Genomic DNA, 17,720 nt, shown 5'->3' on the forward strand with positions numbered 1-17,720 from the left:
ATGCTGGCAGCAGAGCGCTATGACCGGATTGTGGAGATGGTTAATGTTAAAGGCAGCATGCGTGTATCCGAGCTTAGTGAGCACTGCCGGGTAACAGAAGAAACCATTCGGCGTGATCTGGACCGGCTGGAACAGGCAGGGCGACTGCGCCGTTCCCATGGCGGCGCTGTTAGCGTGAAGGAAGAGCAGCCCGAGATCCCTTACCGGGTAAGGGAAACAACACATACAGAGGAAAAGAAAAGAATTGCCCAGTCGGCTCTATCCATGATTCGTCCGGGTGATCGAATTCTACTGGATGCCAGCACGACAGCAGGGTATATGGCGGCCAATATGCCGGATATGCCATTGACCGTATTGACCAATTCCATTCAGGTAGCCACTGAACTGAGCAGCAGGGACAAGATTGAAGTCATCTCGACTGGAGGCCAGCTGGCCCAGAGGTCGCTGTCTTTTGTTGGACCGCTCGCCGAACGTTCTCTGGAGACATATCATGTCGATAAATTGTTCCTGTCTTGTAAAGGTGTGCATCTGGAAGGCGGCGGAATCAGTGAATCCAATGAGCTTCAGGCCCGGTTGAAGCAGAAAATGGTTGGTATATCCGACCAGGTCATTTTGCTTGCAGATACGAGCAAGTTTGGGGTTCGTGCATTTGCCCGGGTAACCGGGTTAAATGCGATTCATGCGGTGATCACGGATCAGTCGCTTGATGATGATTTGATAGAACGTCTGAACAGCTATGATATCAAAATCACAAGGGTATAAAAACAATACGATATTCGATACTTATATGCGTTATTACAACAATTCATCAGTTATAGGAGCGTGTAATCATGAAGGTCTCCTTATTCATTACCTGCCTCAGCGATGCCATATATCCCCGTGTGGGGGAGGCGATGGTGAGATTGCTCGCCGCTCATGGCGTTCGGTTGGATTTCCCGCCCGTGCAGACCTGCTGCGGTCAGCCTTCCTACAACAGCGGGTATTGGGATGAGACACGGGTAGCCGCCAAAACGATTCTGCAAGCCTTTGATGACAGTGATTTTGTCGTCTGTCCCTCGGGCTCCTGTACGTACATGATTCATCATTATCCCGAGCTGTTTGCCGATGAACCTGTATGGCTGGAGAAGGCCAAACGCTTGGAAGCCAAAGCCTACGAGTTCACACAGTTTCTTGTTCAGGTGCTTGGCATCACGGATTTGGGTGCCCATTTTCCGCATAAGGTTACATACCATCCCTCCTGTCATGGCAGCCGTTTGTTAGGCGTAAAGGATGAGCCTATGGCATTACTTTCGGCAGTGAAAGGTTTGGAATTTGTTCCCCTTCCTTTCGGAGAGGACTGCTGTGGCTTTGGTGGTACCTTTGCCATCAAAATGCCGGATATATCTGGTGCCATGGTCACGGAGAAGGTAGATCACATCAAAGAGACGGAAGCCGAAGTATTGGTAGGACTGGATATGGCCTGTCTGATGAATATCGCAGGTAATCTGCGGTATCGGAATGAACCAGTACGTGTGATGCATTTGGCCGAACTGCTGTATGAGGGGGTGCAAACAGGATGAGTCAACCCGGTGTAATGGATGTTACCGTCAAAGAACGTGCAGAACTGGCTTTGAATGATGATTTCCTGCGGAAAGCTGTCAAGTTTACGACAGAACGATTGCGTAATGGCAAGAAGTTCGCATCCGAAGAACATGGCAACTGGGAAGAATGGCGCGAACGTGGACGTCAGATTCGTCTGCATACGATCGCACATCTGGATTATTACCTGAATGAATTCGTCAATAATGCACGTGCCAATGGGGTTCATATTCATTTTGCCGATACTTCGGTAGAGGCAGCAGCGATTGCACTGGATATTGCGGCTCACAAGCAGGCTTCAACCGTGGTGAAATCCAAGTCCATGGTGTCCGAGGAAGTGCATCTCAACCATGTATTGGAATCCGCAGGCATTGAAGCGATAGAGACCGATCTGGGTGAATACATCATTCAATTGGCAGGTGAAGCCCCATCTCATATCGTCATTCCGGCTATTCACAAGAACCGTTACCAGATTGCGGACCTGTTATCCAAGGAAGCGGGTGAAATTCTGGAACCGGACACCACCGTACTTGCCGGATTTGTGCGCAAAAAGCTGCGTGAGAAGTTTCTTGAAGCAGATATCGGCATGACCGGCTGCAATTTTGCGATTGCGGAGACGGGGTCCATGGTCCTATTTGAAAATGAAGGCAATGCCCGCATGGTATCCACTGTGCCAAAAACACAGATTACCTTAATGGGCATGGAACGCATCATTCCATCCTGGACGGATCTCGAGGTGATGGCAACCCTGCTGCCACGCTCTGCGACAGGTCAAAAATTAACGATGTATATGTCAGGCATAACCGGACCTCGTCGAACAGAAGACGGGGACGGGCCAGATGAAATGCACATTATAATCGTGGATAATGGACGCTCACTTCAGTTGGGTGATCCCGAATTCCAGGAGCTGTTGAACTGTATTCGCTGCGGGGCCTGCCTGAATGCTTGTCCGGTTTATCGTCATATCGGCGGGCATGCTTACGGTGGAACGTACAGCGGACCGATCGGAGCGGTACTTACACCAGCACTGAATGGCAATATTGATGAATGGAACGACATCGCGGGTGCTTCCAGTTTGTGCGGAGCCTGTTATGAAGCCTGTCCGGTCAAAATTCCGCTGCATGATATGCTCGTATATTTACGCAGACGCAAGGTGGAAGAGGGCCATGGCAATAAGCTTGAGAGCGCTGGCATGAAAGGTTTTGCAGCGGTTGTATCCAATTCTAAACGCTTCGGTGCGGCTATTCGACTTGGACAGATTGGTCAGAAAGCCGTTGTGCGGAATAACGGAATTTCACTTAAACTTGGGCCCCTTAAAGGCTGGAACAGCTATCGGGTTGCGCCAAGCCTCGCGAAGCGTTCCTTCCGGCAGCAATGGAACAAGCTGGATCAGGAGCTGAATCAGGAGAAGAAAGAGATGGATTCCTCCATTCGGAACCGAATGGAACAGATTCTTCGTGAACGCGAGGGGGGCGGCGGCCAACATGAACACTGAACATCAAGAATGGCTGGAGCAATTGGAGAAGAAGTCTCGTGCGAAGCAGGAGCACTTTATGAATGACATTGCGTCCAAATTGAGAAGACCACGGCAGAGGCATGCTCCTACCCAACCTTTTCGCGGTGCCCCCGCGTTCTGGACGGATCTGGAGTGGGACATTGATAAGCGCATTCAGGCATTCACCGATAATTTTGTGAGTGTAGGTGCTCATATCGCGCGGGTAAGAGACATTGGCGAAGCCTCGGATTTCATCGCTAATAAATCTCATGAATTGAGTGTGAAATACATCATACGTCAGAATGAACAGGCGCTGACGGATCTTGGATTGGAAGAGAAACTCCCCGATGTGCAGATTTCTGTATGGAACAGCCAAGCAGAGGAGAACTGGAAGGCACGGGCAGCCGAGGCAGATATCGGTGTAGTAATGGCGGATTATGCTACAGCATATACGGGTTCCGTTACGGTGCTTTCTTCGCCGGAAAAAGGACGCTCAGTTAGTCTATTGCCCACTGTACTCATCATTATTATTCCGATCGAACGGCTCTACACCAGACTTGGTGAAACGCTTGATCGCTTCGATGAAGCGGGAAGAGAGAATCTTCCTTCAGGCATTCATTTTATTTCCGGTCCCAGTCGTTCTTCTGATATTGAAAATGATTTGACGATTGGGGTACATGGACCGGGGATTGTATATGGTCTTATTATGGGGTAACTACATTTCGAAATGCATAACATCACGAATGACTGTCCATAAGCAGCTTCTTGTCTGCGAAGGGCAGTTTTTTCTATGTCTAGTTTGTCCATTATGAAAAGGATAATGTGCCATATAATCATATGGCAGCAGATAAGATGTTTTATAGATAAAAACTATTGATATTATAATTATTATATATTTAATCTATCAAGAGAAGCGGCGTATAATTCATTTCAAGAGAGGGTTCATGTGAGAACCGACCAAGGAGGCGTTATGAATGAGTATTTTTAACTATCAGGTTCCATTCATGGATGGACACACGAGCGATTTATCTGTTTTTGAGGGGAAAGTACTGCTTATTGTGAATACAGCCAGCAAGTGCAGTTACTCTCGACAATTTACGGAGCTTCAGCACCTGTATGAGCAATATCGCGATCAAGGTCTGGAGATCCTGGCGTTTCCCTGTGATCAGTTTAATCACAAGGAACCGGGCAGCAATGATGAAATAGCTCAGTATTGCAGAAATCATTTTAACATATCCTTTCCGATTTTTGAGAAGATCGAGGTTACCGGACAATCCATACATCCTTTGTTTCGCTATCTGGTCGAAACGGTCCCATTTGAGGGTTATGATATGGAATCGGAAGAAGGTCGGTGGATGGATCAATTCCTCAAGGAGAAACATCCCGAATTATACCGGGTAGACGGGATCAAATGGAATTTCACCAAGTTTCTGATTGATCGAACCGGGGAAGTGAGTGGTCGCTATGAGACTACAGTTGCACCGATAGAGATGGAGTCCGCGATTCGGAACCTGCTGAGACAGGCCTAGTTTGAGTTTGAGCGAACTGTGTATCTTCTGAATTCTAGTGTTCGTTCAGAGCAAAATAATCTCTATATGGATGGACCAAAGGGGAAATTTACTCATGCCAATTCGGATGGATACCCATTGGTCCTAAGACTTTGAGACTGTTGAAGATTAGGACTGGAAATGTTAGGGTAAAAGAAAGATAACGAAGGAGCCCATTTTTTTTACTCTAAAATGACCAATATACCATTTCGGTCAATTGGTTCCGGTATGATTTTCAGGTTATCTGGATGAAATATGAAAATTTGCAGAAAATGTAGTCATGTCTGTTGATCTGAAGTCGTAGTTGAATGAAGGTATTATTTTTTAGTCAAACGTAACACTTGGAAGAGGAGTGAGTATTATGGCGCAAATTTCAGTTCCCCAACCCAAAACTTTTGGACCCTTAGGAAACTTACCACAGTTAAACACCGATGAGCCTGTACAATCCCTGGTGAAACTCGCTGAAGAGTATGGACCCATTTTTCGAATGGATTATCCTGGCCGAAGTGAATTGTATATTTCAGGTCATAAACTGGTAGCTGAGGTCACCGACGAATCCAAATTCGATAAACGTGTATGGGCACCACTGGAGAAGGTACGTGCATTTGCCGGAGATGGCCTGTTTACGAGTTGGACTCAAGAACCGAATTGGAAAAAAGCTCACAATGTGTTGCTGCCCAGCTTCAGCCAGCGTGCGATGCAGGGATATCACAACAAAATGATTGATCTCGCTGTACAGCTTGTACAGAAGTGGTCCAGATTAAACCCGGATGAGACGGTTAATGTACCTGATGATATGACTCGTCTCACCCTGGATACGATTGGATTGTGTGGATTCAACTACCGATTTAACAGCTTTTACCGGGAAGAACCGCATCCCTTCATTACCAGTATGGTTCGAGCACTAGACGAATCGATGAGTTCGTTGCAGCGTTTGCGTCTGCAAGACAAGCTGATGATCACCAAAAAGAAACAGTTTGAGCAGGATATCCGTTCGATGTACTCACTGGTGGATCATATTATTGCGGAGCGTAAGGAGCAGCCCCAGGAAGGGGCGGACGATCTGTTGTCCCACATGCTTAGTGGCAAGGACCCGGAAACCGGGGAAACGCTGGACGATGAAAATATCCGTTACCAGATCATCACCTTCCTGATTGCTGGACATGAGACGACGAGTGGCTTGTTGTCCTTTGCCATCTATTATTTAATGAAAAACCCGGATACACTTGCCAAGGCTCAAGCTGAAGCAGATCAGATTCTGAAAGATCCGGTTCCAACATACAATCAGGTCCGCAATCTGAAATATGTTCGCATGGTTTTGAACGAAGCATTGCGGTTGTGGCCTACGGCTCCAGCATTCTCCTTATACGCGAAGAAAGACCTTGTTCTGGACGGGAAATATCCTTTGCAAAAAGGGGATAGTGTCAGTGTACTTATTCCCAAGCTGCACCGGGACCGCGATGCATGGGGCGAAGACGTCGAGGCATTCCGTCCAGAACGGTTCGAAGATCCGAGCAAGGTGCCACATGATGCCTATAAACCGTTTGGTAATGGTCAGCGGGCCTGCATTGGCCAGCAGTTCGCTCTTCAGGAAGCAACACTTGTGCTAGGTATGGTCCTGAAGCATTTTGAATTCATCGATCATGCGGACTATCAGTTGAAAGTGAAAGAAACGTTGACGCTCAAACCCGATAACTTCACGATTCGTGTTCGTGCACGCGGGGGTCAACCGGTCATGGCTGTTCCGGTTGTTGCCGTGGAGGAACCGACTCCGGTTGCCAAAAGACAAGAGCCGGATACAGCAAATGCCCATCACACCCCGATGCTCGTCCTGTATGGATCCAATCTCGGGACTGCGGAAGGCATTGCGCGTGAAATCGCAGATACCGCAAGATATCAGGGCTTCCGCAGCGAGGTGGCTACCCTGGATGATCGTGTAGGCAAACTTCCGAAGGAAGGCGTCGTCATCATTGTGAGTGCATCCTACAATGGTCAACCACCAAGCAATGCCAAGGATTTTGTAGAATGGATTGAACATGCGGATGCAGGGGAATTCCAAGGTGTTCGATTCTCCGTTCTCGGATGTGGGGATCACAACTGGGCCAGCACGTACCAGCGTATCCCGCGTTTGATTGATGAGCAGTTATCTTCCAAAGGAGCAGAACGGTTATCACCCATCGGAGAAAGTGATGCCAGCGGGGACTTTGAGAAACAGGTTGGAGACTGGACCGAGCAACTATGGCCGGATCTGGCACGAACTCTGGGCCTCAAGTTGAATACAAGTTCAGGTAGTGAGCGCAGTTCCTTGTCAGTACAGTTTGTCAGTGGACTGGCAGTAACGCCGCTCGCGGATACGTATGATGCACATGTTGCTGAAGTGCTTGAGAATCGGGAACTTCACGATGCGGGCAGTGAACGAAGCACACGTCATCTGGAGATTAAATTACCTGAAGGTGCAACGTATAAAGAAGGCGATCACCTGGGCATTTTACCGCAAAACCCGTCTGAGCTCGTAGAACGAGTATTGAAACGATATGGATTCACAGGTACGGAACATCTGGTTCTGGATGCATCAGGTCGTAGCGCAGCTCATCTGCCATTACACCAACCGGTTAATCTGGTCGATCTGCTCAGTCACAGTGTGGAACTTCAGGAAGCGGCAACTCGGGCCCAACTGAGGGAACTCGCGGCGTACACGGTATGTCCACCGCATAAGAAGGAGCTCGAAGCGCTTCTTGATGAGTCTGTATACATGGAAGAAGTGCGTAAGAAACGTATATCCATGCTGGATTATTTGGTAAAATACGAAGCATGTGAGCTGCCTTTCGAACGGTTTTTGGAACTGCTGCCTTCCCTGAAAGCCCGATATTATTCAATCTCCAGCTCACCACGAGTGCAGCCAGAACAGGCCAGCATAACCGTTAGCGTAGTACGTGCTCCGGCGTGGAGTGGTCAGGGAGAATATAAAGGTATAGCATCTAACTATCTGGCGAACCTGAAGCCGGGTGAAGAGGTAGTCATGTTCATACGCACGCCTGAGTCCGGGTTCGAACTGCCAGAAAATGCAGAGGCTCCAATTATTATGGTTGGTCCGGGGACGGGCGTAGCTCCATTCCGTGGTTTCCTGCAGGCAAGACGTGTACTGAAGGAACAAGGTCAGCAGGTTGGCGAGGCCCATCTTTATTTTGGATGTCGCAACCCTGAACATGATTATTTATATAAAAATGAACTCGAAACAGCCGAGCAAGAGGGTCTTGTCCAGCTTCATACCGCTTTCTCCCGTGTGGACGGGGAAGAGAAATGTTACGTGCAGCATCTAATGAGAGATGATGCCCACAAATTGATTCCTCTGCTGGAACAGGGTGGACATCTGTATGTTTGCGGCGATGGCAGCAAGATGGCACCTGATGTTGAAGCAACACTTAAGAACGCTTACGCTGATGTCAACGGCAACTCCACGGAGCAAGCCGATGCGTGGTTAGAACGTTTGCAGCAGGAAGGTCGTTATGCCAAAGATGTGTGGACAGGTATCTGAGTGATACGTTCCTGATTCCAATGATTAATAGGCATCTGCGCGGTGAGACACAGAAGGTTCTGTGCTCACCGCTTTTTGCTATGGCACAATATCCGAGCAGACTAATGCACCTATGAGTTATACTAGGGAAGAGCAATATGCATATCATGACATGGGGTTGACCCAAGATGTGAATCGTATCTCTAACCGGGCGATGGCAGGCACAGGTATGAATTCAGCGATGCCTGGTCTCATTATTTCTTCTTTTTAGTCGTTGGACGATAGATCGATTCGACCTGAGTTAGCGGAAAGAGAATACGTGAGGAGAATTTACCTTTTCCCTGCAGTTCAATGTAATCCAGTCCAACACCAACAAGTCGGATATTATTAAATGCGTTCCCAGATGGGAATACCGTGCGGATGCCTACCCGTATGCCTCGCCGTGCTCGTGGTACGTCAAATACACGAATGGAAAACAAACTGAGTGGAATAAATAACTGCCGATTGACTTTGATAAAATTGCGCGGAAATACTTTTCTAATGATTCCAGGTTCCAGACCGGATAATGGAGCATTCAGTTCTGCCAGATGTCCCTGAAACTCGGCCAGACGCTGCTGAAGTGTTTTTCCTGTATGAAGTTGGTGCCAATTCATAAGCAATCCTCCGTTCGCCATTTATACCTACTATATGAATGGGCGAGGGCCAGAGGTGAGCAAAATGGCGCCCATGTTACTCATGATGATGGTACAACTTAAGATATAGGGAGTGATTCAGATGAACGTGGAAATGTATAAAGACCTCATTCGGGATGAACGTGGCAACTATTATATCGCGGTACAGATGGAGGGTAATGAACTTACGCTCGTCAACGCATTTGTTGAAGCATCTTTTACACCGGAACTGATCTATAATGAAGAATTTCGGAATAAACATAAAGAAATGGAAGGCGGTTTTGTGGGCAAAATTGCAATGGACCTTCTCCGGCATGATGTGGTCATGGGTTTGAAACAAATGGACAGAAAGCTGCTGGAGCTGTCGGAAGTTGAACAGAAGTACACGGTGAACTATATAGATACGATTGAGTTCTATCGCCACCCTGCGTGGGAGCGGAAAGCATAAGCGAAAGGTTCATTTTCGTGGGCACTCCATTAGGATATTAAAATCGTAAAAGCGCAAAAGCGCAAGTACAAGGGAGATACCCCTGCCACTTGCGCTTTTGGTGTTGCAACTATTCATCGGGAAACGCACTAGTGATAGGAAGGATAGATGATGCCGATATCCCGTTCTGTTTTCAAGCTTCCCTCAATATACCGCTGGAGTTCATTTCCTTTGATTCGAATCGGAATGGATTTTCCTCGATAGATCAGTTCACCCTCAATCGTGCGCACGCTCATTCCGATTACGCCTTCCAAATGTCCACTGCGATCCATAATTAATCGAATTCCTGCTGGTCCTTCTATAAGAACCTTACCATCCTGATATACCGTTACCCGTTCTGGTGTGTTCACCAATTCAAAATGCAGTCCATTCATCGTGCGGCTGTACGCCGTATGACCAGCTACTTCTTCGCCATGATCCATGTCGATGGGGAGAAGACCGGTAAACCACAGTTGGTCCGATCCAACCGGCATGATGCCGCATAACCGTTCCACATAATCAAGCAGGCATAGGATGGAGGGGGAGTAGGTTTCAGTAAAACCTTCCTCCCCGGTCCACGGGCTTAAAGCCTGCGCAAAGCGTTTTGCTTTGGAAAGGGACGACAGGATGGGTTGCAGCACCCAGGTCAATTCCACATAGCGATGGTGATATTCGAATGCATGTGGTGCACGGATCAGACTCAGGAAGTTGGATGCCCCACCCCAGCTGTTATAAGAAGAAAACGGATCGAACCGTGGATCATCCATCGACATGGAGGTAAACGGGTATTTGGCAAAAAACTTGCTTGTATTCAGCAAATACTGGCTCAGCATGTGATCAAACAATTCATGGTCGCCCACTTCGCAGGCCATCACGCGCAGCAGCACATCGGACTGTACCCTGACCAATTTGTCATTGCGATCCCGGTCGTAGAAGAACATATCCTCTTCGTCATAACAGTAGCGGAAGAGACTTTCCAGACTGGCTTCAGCTTTTGCTATCCAATCACCACCTGACTCCCCAAGTTCCTCAGCCATTCGGGATAAATACATGCGCTGGCAATATATATTGGCGGTTAAGTCTGGTGCCAACAAAGGCAGGAGTGGAGAGTCCGGATGGTAGGACGCGGCATCATTCATATATGGTGTATCCGGGACATGCCAGAACCGTGGGGACAGATCATGCCCGGTATCAAAGGTGCTGAATGCCTCCACACAGCCGGTCCCTCGGGTATTGCGATACGTCGCAATCCATTCGTCGTATTGTACCATGGCCTTGTACATGGTCTTGAGGAAGGAGCGGTTCTTTCCATGAAGCTGGTAGTGGTTCCATACGCTTCGTGCCAATGGTGTAACAAGCTGAATCTGGCGAAAGGAAGGACCGTTCTCCGTTAGCTTATAAGGCAGCAATCCATCTTCTCTTTGGTGTCGGGCAAAAGCGAGATAGGTCGTTTCCGATACGGAAGGAATCAGACGTGACAGCAGCTCCGCATTAATGGTGCCCGTACTCTCCAGCCAGCAACCCAGATAGATGCCACCTTCCTGAAGAATGGGCTCACTGCCGTTCAGGGACACAATGCAAGTGAGTAACTTCTCCAATGCGGAATAATAAGTCCCTTCCAGTCGTCCGCCGGATGCCGCGAATCGAACACCCGACGCCTGCCATTCCTGTATTACCTTTTGATCTTCCGGTTTACCAAGCTGCACATGATCGTGAATCGAGATCTGTCGCAGCTTGTTCAGCAGGGCTTCTGTCATGTCGACCTCCTTGTAGCTAGCGGTTATTTATTGATTGGATTCAAAAATTCGAACGGTGCCATTATAGAAGTCAGTCACAGCTTGCTCCACACTTTTTCGGCCAAAGCCGATTTCCTGGTTGGTTGTCTGGGCCAGCTTGGAGAATTCAGCGAATCCCGGAGGATTATAGCTCACGTCAAAAGGCTCCGTTCTCGTAGCTTCAGATACAAAGCTGGTGTAATTATATACGATCTCCTCAACAGGTCCCGCTTCTTGCTGAAGCAGATTGCGGTTGGCTTCCGTAACGGGCACGCCGCGGTCGTTGCCGAGAATTTGGGCTGCGTCCGGATCATTAATCCAGAAATCCATCAGGATCGCGACTTCTTTTGCATGTTTGGTATTCGCATAACCGGACAACCCCTGACTGGATTCAAATACAACCCCAGTCCCTTTTGGTCCCCTTGGTACAGGCAAAAGAATTAACTTATCTTCCGTGAGACTCTGGAAAGCAGCCAGTTGATTCGAAGGAAGCAGGCTCATAGCCGCCTTGCCCGTAATAAGCAAGGATTTACTCGTATCATCCGGTGGATTGGAAACCTGCAATTCAGGCGTGACCACACCTCCGGATTTGGAAGCCTGCTCCCAGTAAGTGAACCATTCCAAAATGTCTTCTTTTGCAAATCCAAGCGTGCCGTTCTTCATATCATATAGCTGTTTGCCGCGTTGTTTCAAAAAGATGTCCATACCGTCAACCGTGAAATTATAGGTTCCATAATAGCCCTTGCCGAGTTTGTCGGACAGCTCTTTGCTGATTGCAGCATAATCTTCCCAAGTCCAATCCGAAGCGGGCAAAGGGATTCCCGCTTGATCGAACAGCGCCTGATTAACGACAATGCCCCGTGCATTCGCACCAGCGGAAATATGCTGAAGCTTTCCATCAAGACGCCCATACTCAACCATAGTGGCATCCATGCCATCCAGATTCAGTTCACTACCGACATAAGGGTCCAGGTTCAAAAGCACATCCTTCTTGGCATAGTCAACCACATTACCTCCAAGGAAGAAAATATCCGGTGCTGTGCCTGATGCCAACTGTGTATTCAACTTGTCAAAATATCCGGAGGAAGGCGCAAATTCACCTACAATTTTAATATTCGGATGTTTCTCCTGAAAAACCTTCAGGGCTTCATTCGTAAGTTCTGCCCGTTTTTGATCGCCCCACCACATCATGCGCAATTCGACTTGCCCGTCTTCCGCGGTCTTCGTTTCTGTCTGCTCATCAGCGCCGGTATGATCCGTTCCAGAGCAGGCAGTTACCAATAACAGGAGTGAAGCTATAACAGTGATCATTAATCGTTTGAACATGAGAAATCCCCCTGACAATGGATAATGAAAAACATAATATCTGTTGTACACTTATTGCGTCTGGACAGGTATTTTCGTAATCACTTCAGCCCAGTCGTTGCAATTCCCTCTAGAAAATAACGCTGAAATACCAGAAAGATAACGGTCACAGGCAGCAGAGACAGCGTGGACATGGCGAGCAGTGCGCCCCAATCCGATTGTCCCGATGGATCGAACAACGACCGAATCCCAAGCTGTACGGTAAACAAATCAATTTTGCTCAAGTAGATCATCTGGCTAAAGAAGTCATCCCAGCTCCAGATGAAGGTGAAGATCGCTGTTGTGATCAGTGCAGGAACAAGAAGAGGCACCACGATTCTGAAAAAAATCTGCGACTGCCCACAACCGTCAATGGTTGCACTCTCGTCCAGCTCCCGTGGGATACCACGGATGAATTGAACCATGAGCAGAATGAAGAAGGAATCTTGCGCCAACCACTTGGGCAGAATGAGCGGGAAATACGTATTAATCCAATGCAGCTCGTTATATAGGATGTACTGAGGTACCAGGGTTACATGGTAAGGAAGCATGATTGTGACCAGCATAATGCTGAACCACAGGCCTTTGAACTTGAACTCCAATCTGGAAAAGGCGTAGGCTGCAAGGGAGCAAGAGATCACATTTCCCAGCACACTCATGACTGAGATCAGCGCCGAGTTGCCGAAGAAGCGGCCAAAAGACACCCCTTGCAATCCTTTCCAGCCATTCACAAAATGATCGAGGGTGAAGCTGGTTGGAATCAGGCTGCTACTCGTGAAGATGAGATGATTCGGTTTAAATGAACTGAGAATTAACCATAACACCGGATACAACATCAGTAGACCGAAGAGGATAATGGCGGCATGCCTCCCGGCTTGAACCAAACGTCGCTTTAATGGCATGTGCACTATCTCCCTTCCTGATTGTCGCCGTAGAACACCCAGAATTTCGAGGTGAGAAAGACGATTGCGGTGAATACCCCGATAATGACCAGCATGATCCACGCCAGGGCCGAAGCATAACCCATATCAAAGAACGAGAAGCCTTTCAGATACAGGTACAAGGTATAGAACATTGTGGCGTCGAGCGGGCCTCCGCGTCCATCCCCGATAACATAAGCGGGTGTAAAGGCTTGAAACGAATTGATCATGCTCATGATCAGGTTGAAAAAAATAACAGGCGAGAGCATCGGGAGTGTGATGCCGAAGAATTGGCGCACCTTTCCGGCCCCGTCGACGTCCGAAGCTTCATATAAATCGGCTGGAATTTGCTTTAGGCCAGCCAGGAAGATAACCATGGCCGAACCAAATTGCCATACAGAGAGCGTGACGATCGTGTAGACCACATAATCGGGATGGGCAATCCAGGCCGGTCCGGTAATTCCAAACCAGCTCAAAAACTGGTTGACCAAACCACTTCCCTCGAAAATCTGACGCCAGACGATCGCAATAGCGACGCTGCCTCCCAATAGGGAAGGGATGTAATACACGGTCCGGTATAAGCCGAGTCCCCGAATCCCTTTGTTCAGCGCCATCGCCACCAGTAGGGCAAAGGCAAGCCTAAGCGGAACGGATAGAAATACATAATAAAACGTTAGTCCCAAAGATCTGCGAAAGGTATCGTCTTCGGTAAAAATCTGGACATAGTTGCTGAGCCCCGTCCACGTGGGTGATGATAACAAATTAAATTTCGTCAAGGACAGGTAGAGCGATGCAACCATCGGTCCGAGTGTCAGACAGAAAAGTCCGATGAGCCAGGGCAGCAGAAACAAATAGGCTGTCATATTCTGCTGACCGTATAACGGCTTGGACAGCTTTCTCATCATAGGCCTCCCTTCAGGATGGATGTAAATTCGTGATCACCCCAAAATTGAATCCGCTTACAATATTTGCGGTGATTCTCTTGGTAAACTCATCATACCGGGGAGGGGGAGAAGCAGGAATCTCATTTCTTCGGATCATGGTTATCAATTTTTTCGGAATGCAGCAAGCGATAGTCCGAGGGACTCAGGTTGAACATTTTTTTGAATTTTGAACTGAAATAACTTGGCGAACGGAAGCCTGTCAACTCTGTAACATCCCAAACGGTTAGTTGGGTCTCCCTCAGAAGACGTAGGGCATGTTTCATTCGAACTTCCGTTACATATTGAATAAAAGAGATGCCGGCAGCTTCTTTGAATATCTCTGAAAAATAGGTAGGGTTGTAGTTATATTGCTCAGCTAACGAAGTTAATGTCAGTTCCAGCATGTAATTTTCCTCGATATATCGTTTGGCTGATTCAATGACCGTATCTTCTCCAACCTCGGATGGCTGCTGTTGCTTCACGAAATCTTCCGCCCAATGTATCAGCAGCAGTTCTGCCTGGCCTGGAGTCTTTAGCCAGAGCACCCATTCCGGGGAAATCCACGAGGATTCCTGTTCGAACAATAATGAAATTTGAAAAAGGCATCGAATCATATGGGAAGTGGATATTTGAAATGAGTCAGCAAGCTCCTTTCGAATCACGCTGCGGAAGGAATCCAACTCTCCACGAATGAGGCAACGATGCAGCATGCGGTTGGTTTCCTCTGGCAGTAATGGAATATGATCTACTACGGGCACACGATTCTGTGCATCTTTGCGTCCAGCAGAGTTCCATGCCAATAGGGAGTGAATATAACCTTCTTTCCAGCGCTCAAGCCCAGATACGGACAACCCCAATCCAACTTGTACATCTATCTTTAAGATAGAGCGGGTCTGTGCTGTGATCTGCTGAGCAAATTCGTGCTGAATACCTTCCAAAGTTATGAAATGCATAATTCCAGGGTGGGCTCCGTCATGGAACACTTGCACGTTATCTGGATAAGACTGGGCCATTTCGTGACAAAGCAGCTCAAAGGGAAGATGGAGCGTTTCGGAAACACGTCCCACTGAAACAGTCTGTATAACGGAGTCTCGCATACCAGCCGTGATGATACAGACGCTGTGATCCTGCCAGGATTCCAGATGAAACAGCCGCATTCGCTCTGGCAGTGAAGAAGGTGGGAGGCGTTGTCCCCTAACAAGATCAAGCAGGAAACGTTGCTTCATTTCTTTGTAATACTGGGAGAGACGCCATTGCATCATTTCGGAATCGCCGTGCAGCTGTTTCTTTTTATCCAACTCCTCTTTGATTTTACTTAAAGTGGATTTTAGTTCATCCCGGGTTACAGGCTTTAGCAAATAGTCCATGGCCTGGCTGCGCACACCTGCTCTGGCATAGTGGAAATCTTCATATCCAGTGATGATCATAATCTGAATGGAAGGATTAAGGCTTCGGCAAATGTCCAGCAAATGAACACCATCCATGACAGGCATGTTCATGTCAGTAATTAACAAGTCATAATGTTCAGCTTTCAGAAGCGCTTCGGCTTCGATGCCGTTTGCCGCTTCACCTGAAATGACAAAGCCCATGTCTTTCCAGTTCACTTTCAATTTTAGTCCTTCTCGAACCTCGATCTCGTCATCTGCGATCAATACGTTGTACATCATATTCCTCCTGTGCGGGTAGAATCAGTTCAATAGACGTGCCGTTACGTTCTCCGTTCTCGATCTGAATGGCAAACAGACTTCCGTAATGCAAGCGGCAGCGTGCAACCACATTTCCAAGTCCAATGTGCCAGCTTTGGCTTCGTAAGAGAGGTTCCAGTTGAGATGCTTCAACAGGATCGTGCAGTTTCTGGATGATTTCGGCTGAAATACCATGCCCATTGTCTGAAATGTTGAAATGCAGGCGGTTATTTCGTCTGGAGATCCGGATGTGTACTTCGGCGGTTGTCTGGTGTTGGAAGCTGTATTTGACGGCATTCTCAATCAGCGGCTGAAGGATAAATTTGATGATGACCAGGGAATCCAGCTTGCCTTCCTGTGTCAGAGTAATGTCCAGCTTATGACCGAAACGGGTTTGCAGAATGGAGATATAGTGGCGGATATAAGCCAGTTCCTCTGCAAGCTGTACCCTGTCGTCACTTGTATTCATGGAAAATCGCATCATTTTGCCCAGATCCTCAATGACCTGAACCGTATCATCAGTTCGCCGCTGCATAGCGAGACTGCTCACCAGTTCCAGCGTGTTAAACATAAAATGAGGATTAATCTGCATGAGCAACGCTTTATACTCCGCTTGCTGGCGGAGCAGCTTCAGCTCGAATTCATTCTGGATGTGCTGTCGCAATCGGCTGATCATGTAGCGGAAAGTGGAGATGACATAACTGACTTCGCTTTTTACATTTTTGTCCGGAGGCAGAAGGGACTCTGCCTGATCGAATGCGCCGCGCTGTACCTGTCTCATAGCCAGTACCAGTCGTGTTAAAGGTTTGGTGACGCCATAAGAGAGCCAGGCTGCGGCAAACAAAGAGACGAGAATGAGAACAATGGTGACCACCAGAATGGTACTCTGAAGTTTGTGAAGAGAAGAATACAGCTCTTTTTCCGGTGCCAGACCAGCCAGCATCCAGCCCGTACGCCCCAGCTTTTTGTATACCAGAATGTCACGCTGTCCTTCATCGTTGTTCAGGTACACCACACCCGATTTGAGCGAGTTGTTCCGAATCTGATCGATTTCTGCTAAGGCTTCGGCACCAAGCTGATTGGCCTGTTGTGAAAGAATAGGGTTTCCTTGTTCGCTCAGCAGAAAAATAGTGCTGCTCTCGGCCAGATGGATTCGGTTAAGCGGTTCCAGAAAGTAAGATTCGCTGACATTAATTTTCATCACATTCTGGGCTGTAGCATGGTGAAAGGTCCCAATGGGCATCAGCAGGCTAACGACCGGGTTGCCATGATTCCTAATGCTTTCATGTTGATCGGTATGTGCAGGCAGCCAGTGATTCCCCGAAATGAAGAAATTTTTGTACCATGATTCCTGCAAAAAGATAGGGTCGGTGTCTACTTGATTCTCACTGCCAATCCGCAGCCCATTTCGTCGATAGAAGGATACATCGGAGATACTGGTGTAGCTGTTCGTAGCCTGGGTCAGAAAACGGCTCATTGCCAGATTGACAAGCATCTTTTCCCCTTCAGGAAGGTTGGGGTCACTTATCGCGTTATCCCAGTTTTTGGCGGTATCGCTGTTGAAGACGAGAGAGGCTACATCATAGATCTGCATTTGAACCATATCGACATAGGAGCCGTATTCCTCCATCTTCTCAAGAGCAGAGGATTCAATGTAGGAACGAATTACGGTGCGTGACTCCTTGAAGAGTAGGAAGGAGAGTGTGCCAAAACAGAGAACGAAGAGCACAACGATAAAGGCAATCAGGCGGCTTTTTAATGAGAAAAACATGGATACCTCCTTAAAAAAATAGACGTCAAGG

The 17,720-nt window shown here is 47.9% G+C and carries 15 protein-coding genes; 8 read left to right on the top strand and 7 right to left on the bottom strand.

Going from position 1 to position 17,720, the window contains the following annotated elements:
• From ACFVQB_RS03210 to ACFVQB_RS03240, 7 genes are all read left to right on the top strand, one after another.
• A complete protein-coding gene (locus ACFVQB_RS03210) occupies positions 1 to 762 on the top strand; it encodes a DeoR/GlpR family DNA-binding transcription regulator (RefSeq protein ID WP_379434974.1) in 762 nt (253 codons plus the stop codon).
• A 68-nt stretch (positions 763 to 830) separates the two neighbouring features.
• Complete coding sequence (locus ACFVQB_RS03215; RefSeq protein WP_379434975.1) at positions 831 to 1,559, top strand: (Fe-S)-binding protein; 729 nt, start codon at positions 831 to 833, stop codon at positions 1,557 to 1,559.
• Positions 1,556 to 3,073: a LutB/LldF family L-lactate oxidation iron-sulfur protein gene (locus tag ACFVQB_RS03220; RefSeq protein WP_379434976.1), complete on the top strand. Its 1,518-nt coding sequence runs from the start codon at positions 1,556 to 1,558 to the stop codon at positions 3,071 to 3,073. Before ACFVQB_RS03215 ends, ACFVQB_RS03220 begins: the two co-directional genes overlap by 4 nt.
• Positions 3,063 to 3,788, top strand: a complete 726-nt coding sequence (locus ACFVQB_RS03225; protein ID WP_379434977.1) for a LutC/YkgG family protein — start codon at positions 3,063 to 3,065, stop codon at positions 3,786 to 3,788. The genes ACFVQB_RS03220 and ACFVQB_RS03225 overlap by 11 nt, the downstream gene beginning before the upstream one ends.
• A gap of 259 nt (positions 3,789 to 4,047) precedes the next feature.
• Positions 4,048 to 4,602: a glutathione peroxidase gene (locus ACFVQB_RS03230; RefSeq protein ID WP_379434978.1), complete on the top strand. Its 555-nt coding sequence runs from the start codon at positions 4,048 to 4,050 to the stop codon at positions 4,600 to 4,602.
• Between the two features lie 379 nt (positions 4,603 to 4,981).
• On the top strand, positions 4,982 to 8,155 hold the full coding sequence (locus tag ACFVQB_RS03235; RefSeq protein WP_379434979.1) for a bifunctional cytochrome P450/NADPH--P450 reductase: 3,174 nt from the start codon (positions 4,982 to 4,984) through the stop codon (positions 8,153 to 8,155).
• Between the two features lie 112 nt (positions 8,156 to 8,267).
• Positions 8,268 to 8,405 carry a hypothetical protein gene (locus ACFVQB_RS03240; RefSeq protein ID WP_379434980.1) on the top strand — a complete coding sequence of 46 codons (138 nt, stop codon included), beginning with the start codon at positions 8,268 to 8,270 and terminating at the stop codon, positions 8,403 to 8,405.
• Here the strand turns inward: ACFVQB_RS03240 and ACFVQB_RS03245 are convergent.
• Complete coding sequence (locus ACFVQB_RS03245) at positions 8,389 to 8,787, bottom strand: hypothetical protein (protein ID WP_379434981.1); 399 nt, start codon at positions 8,785 to 8,787, stop codon at positions 8,389 to 8,391. The genes ACFVQB_RS03240 and ACFVQB_RS03245 overlap by 17 nt on opposite strands.
• Before the next feature lie 121 nt (positions 8,788 to 8,908).
• Here ACFVQB_RS03245 and ACFVQB_RS03250 point away from each other — a divergent pair, with 121 nt between their 5' ends.
• Positions 8,909 to 9,253, top strand: a complete 345-nt coding sequence (locus tag ACFVQB_RS03250) for a hypothetical protein (RefSeq protein ID WP_113052456.1) — start codon at positions 8,909 to 8,911, stop codon at positions 9,251 to 9,253.
• Between the two features lie 128 nt (positions 9,254 to 9,381).
• Here the strand turns inward: ACFVQB_RS03250 and ACFVQB_RS03255 are convergent, their stop codons facing one another.
• The 6 genes from ACFVQB_RS03255 to ACFVQB_RS03280 all read right to left on the bottom strand — a co-directional run bounded on the left by ACFVQB_RS03255 (position 9,382) and on the right by ACFVQB_RS03280 (position 17,689).
• Entirely contained in the window at positions 9,382 to 11,028 is a 1,647-nt protein-coding gene (locus ACFVQB_RS03255; RefSeq protein ID WP_379434982.1) for an MGH1-like glycoside hydrolase domain-containing protein, read from the bottom strand.
• 27 nt (positions 11,029 to 11,055) lie between these two features.
• Positions 11,056 to 12,372, bottom strand: coding sequence for an ABC transporter substrate-binding protein (locus tag ACFVQB_RS03260; RefSeq protein WP_379434983.1), 1,317 nt, complete (start codon positions 12,370 to 12,372; stop codon positions 11,056 to 11,058).
• Positions 12,373 to 12,452: 80 nt separating this feature from the next.
• Positions 12,453 to 13,292, bottom strand: coding sequence for a carbohydrate ABC transporter permease (locus ACFVQB_RS03265; RefSeq protein WP_379434984.1), 840 nt, complete (start codon positions 13,290 to 13,292; stop codon positions 12,453 to 12,455).
• 5 nt (positions 13,293 to 13,297) lie between these two features.
• Complete coding sequence (locus ACFVQB_RS03270; RefSeq protein WP_379436273.1) at positions 13,298 to 14,212, bottom strand: carbohydrate ABC transporter permease; 915 nt, start codon at positions 14,210 to 14,212, stop codon at positions 13,298 to 13,300.
• 122 nt (positions 14,213 to 14,334) lie between these two features.
• On the bottom strand, positions 14,335 to 15,900 hold the full coding sequence (locus tag ACFVQB_RS03275) for a response regulator (RefSeq protein ID WP_379434985.1): 1,566 nt from the start codon (positions 15,898 to 15,900) through the stop codon (positions 14,335 to 14,337).
• Positions 15,872 to 17,689 carry a cache domain-containing sensor histidine kinase gene (locus tag ACFVQB_RS03280; protein WP_379434986.1) on the bottom strand — a complete coding sequence of 606 codons (1,818 nt, stop codon included), beginning with the start codon at positions 17,687 to 17,689 and terminating at the stop codon, positions 15,872 to 15,874. The genes ACFVQB_RS03275 and ACFVQB_RS03280 overlap by 29 nt, the downstream gene beginning before the upstream one ends.
• Between the last annotated feature and the right edge of the window lie 31 nt (positions 17,690 to 17,720).

The organism is Paenibacillus sp. NPDC057886 (assembly GCF_042796655.1).
Lineage (GTDB): Bacteria > Bacillota > Bacilli > Paenibacillales > Paenibacillaceae > Paenibacillus.

Bases quoted from the DNA above. Each gene is read 5' to 3' on its own strand.
- ACFVQB_RS03230 (WP_379434978.1), top strand. From the start codon at position 4,048: ATGAGTATTTTTAACTATCAGGTTCCATTCATGGATGGACACACGAGC.
- ACFVQB_RS03265 (WP_379434984.1), bottom strand. From the start codon at position 13,292: ATGCCATTAAAGCGACGTTTGGTTCAAGCCGGGAGGCATGCCGCCATT.
- ACFVQB_RS03240 (WP_379434980.1), top strand. From the start codon at position 8,268: ATGAGTTATACTAGGGAAGAGCAATATGCATATCATGACATGGGGTTG.
- ACFVQB_RS03255 (WP_379434982.1), bottom strand. From the start codon at position 11,028: ATGACAGAAGCCCTGCTGAACAAGCTGCGACAGATCTCGATTCACGAT.
- ACFVQB_RS03215 (WP_379434975.1), top strand. From the start codon at position 831: ATGAAGGTCTCCTTATTCATTACCTGCCTCAGCGATGCCATATATCCC.
- ACFVQB_RS03225 (WP_379434977.1), top strand. From the start codon at position 3,063: ATGAACACTGAACATCAAGAATGGCTGGAGCAATTGGAGAAGAAGTCT.
- ACFVQB_RS03280 (WP_379434986.1), bottom strand. From the start codon at position 17,689: ATGTTTTTCTCATTAAAAAGCCGCCTGATTGCCTTTATCGTTGTGCTC.
- ACFVQB_RS03245 (WP_379434981.1), bottom strand. From the start codon at position 8,787: ATGAATTGGCACCAACTTCATACAGGAAAAACACTTCAGCAGCGTCTG.
- ACFVQB_RS03210 (WP_379434974.1), top strand. From the start codon at position 1: ATGCTGGCAGCAGAGCGCTATGACCGGATTGTGGAGATGGTTAATGTT.
- ACFVQB_RS03250 (WP_113052456.1), top strand. From the start codon at position 8,909: ATGAACGTGGAAATGTATAAAGACCTCATTCGGGATGAACGTGGCAAC.
- ACFVQB_RS03235 (WP_379434979.1), top strand. From the start codon at position 4,982: ATGGCGCAAATTTCAGTTCCCCAACCCAAAACTTTTGGACCCTTAGGA.
- ACFVQB_RS03275 (WP_379434985.1), bottom strand. From the start codon at position 15,900: ATGATGTACAACGTATTGATCGCAGATGACGAGATCGAGGTTCGAGAA.
- ACFVQB_RS03260 (WP_379434983.1), bottom strand. From the start codon at position 12,372: ATGTTCAAACGATTAATGATCACTGTTATAGCTTCACTCCTGTTATTG.
- ACFVQB_RS03270 (WP_379436273.1), bottom strand. From the start codon at position 14,212: ATGAGAAAGCTGTCCAAGCCGTTATACGGTCAGCAGAATATGACAGCC.
- ACFVQB_RS03220 (WP_379434976.1), top strand. From the start codon at position 1,556: ATGAGTCAACCCGGTGTAATGGATGTTACCGTCAAAGAACGTGCAGAA.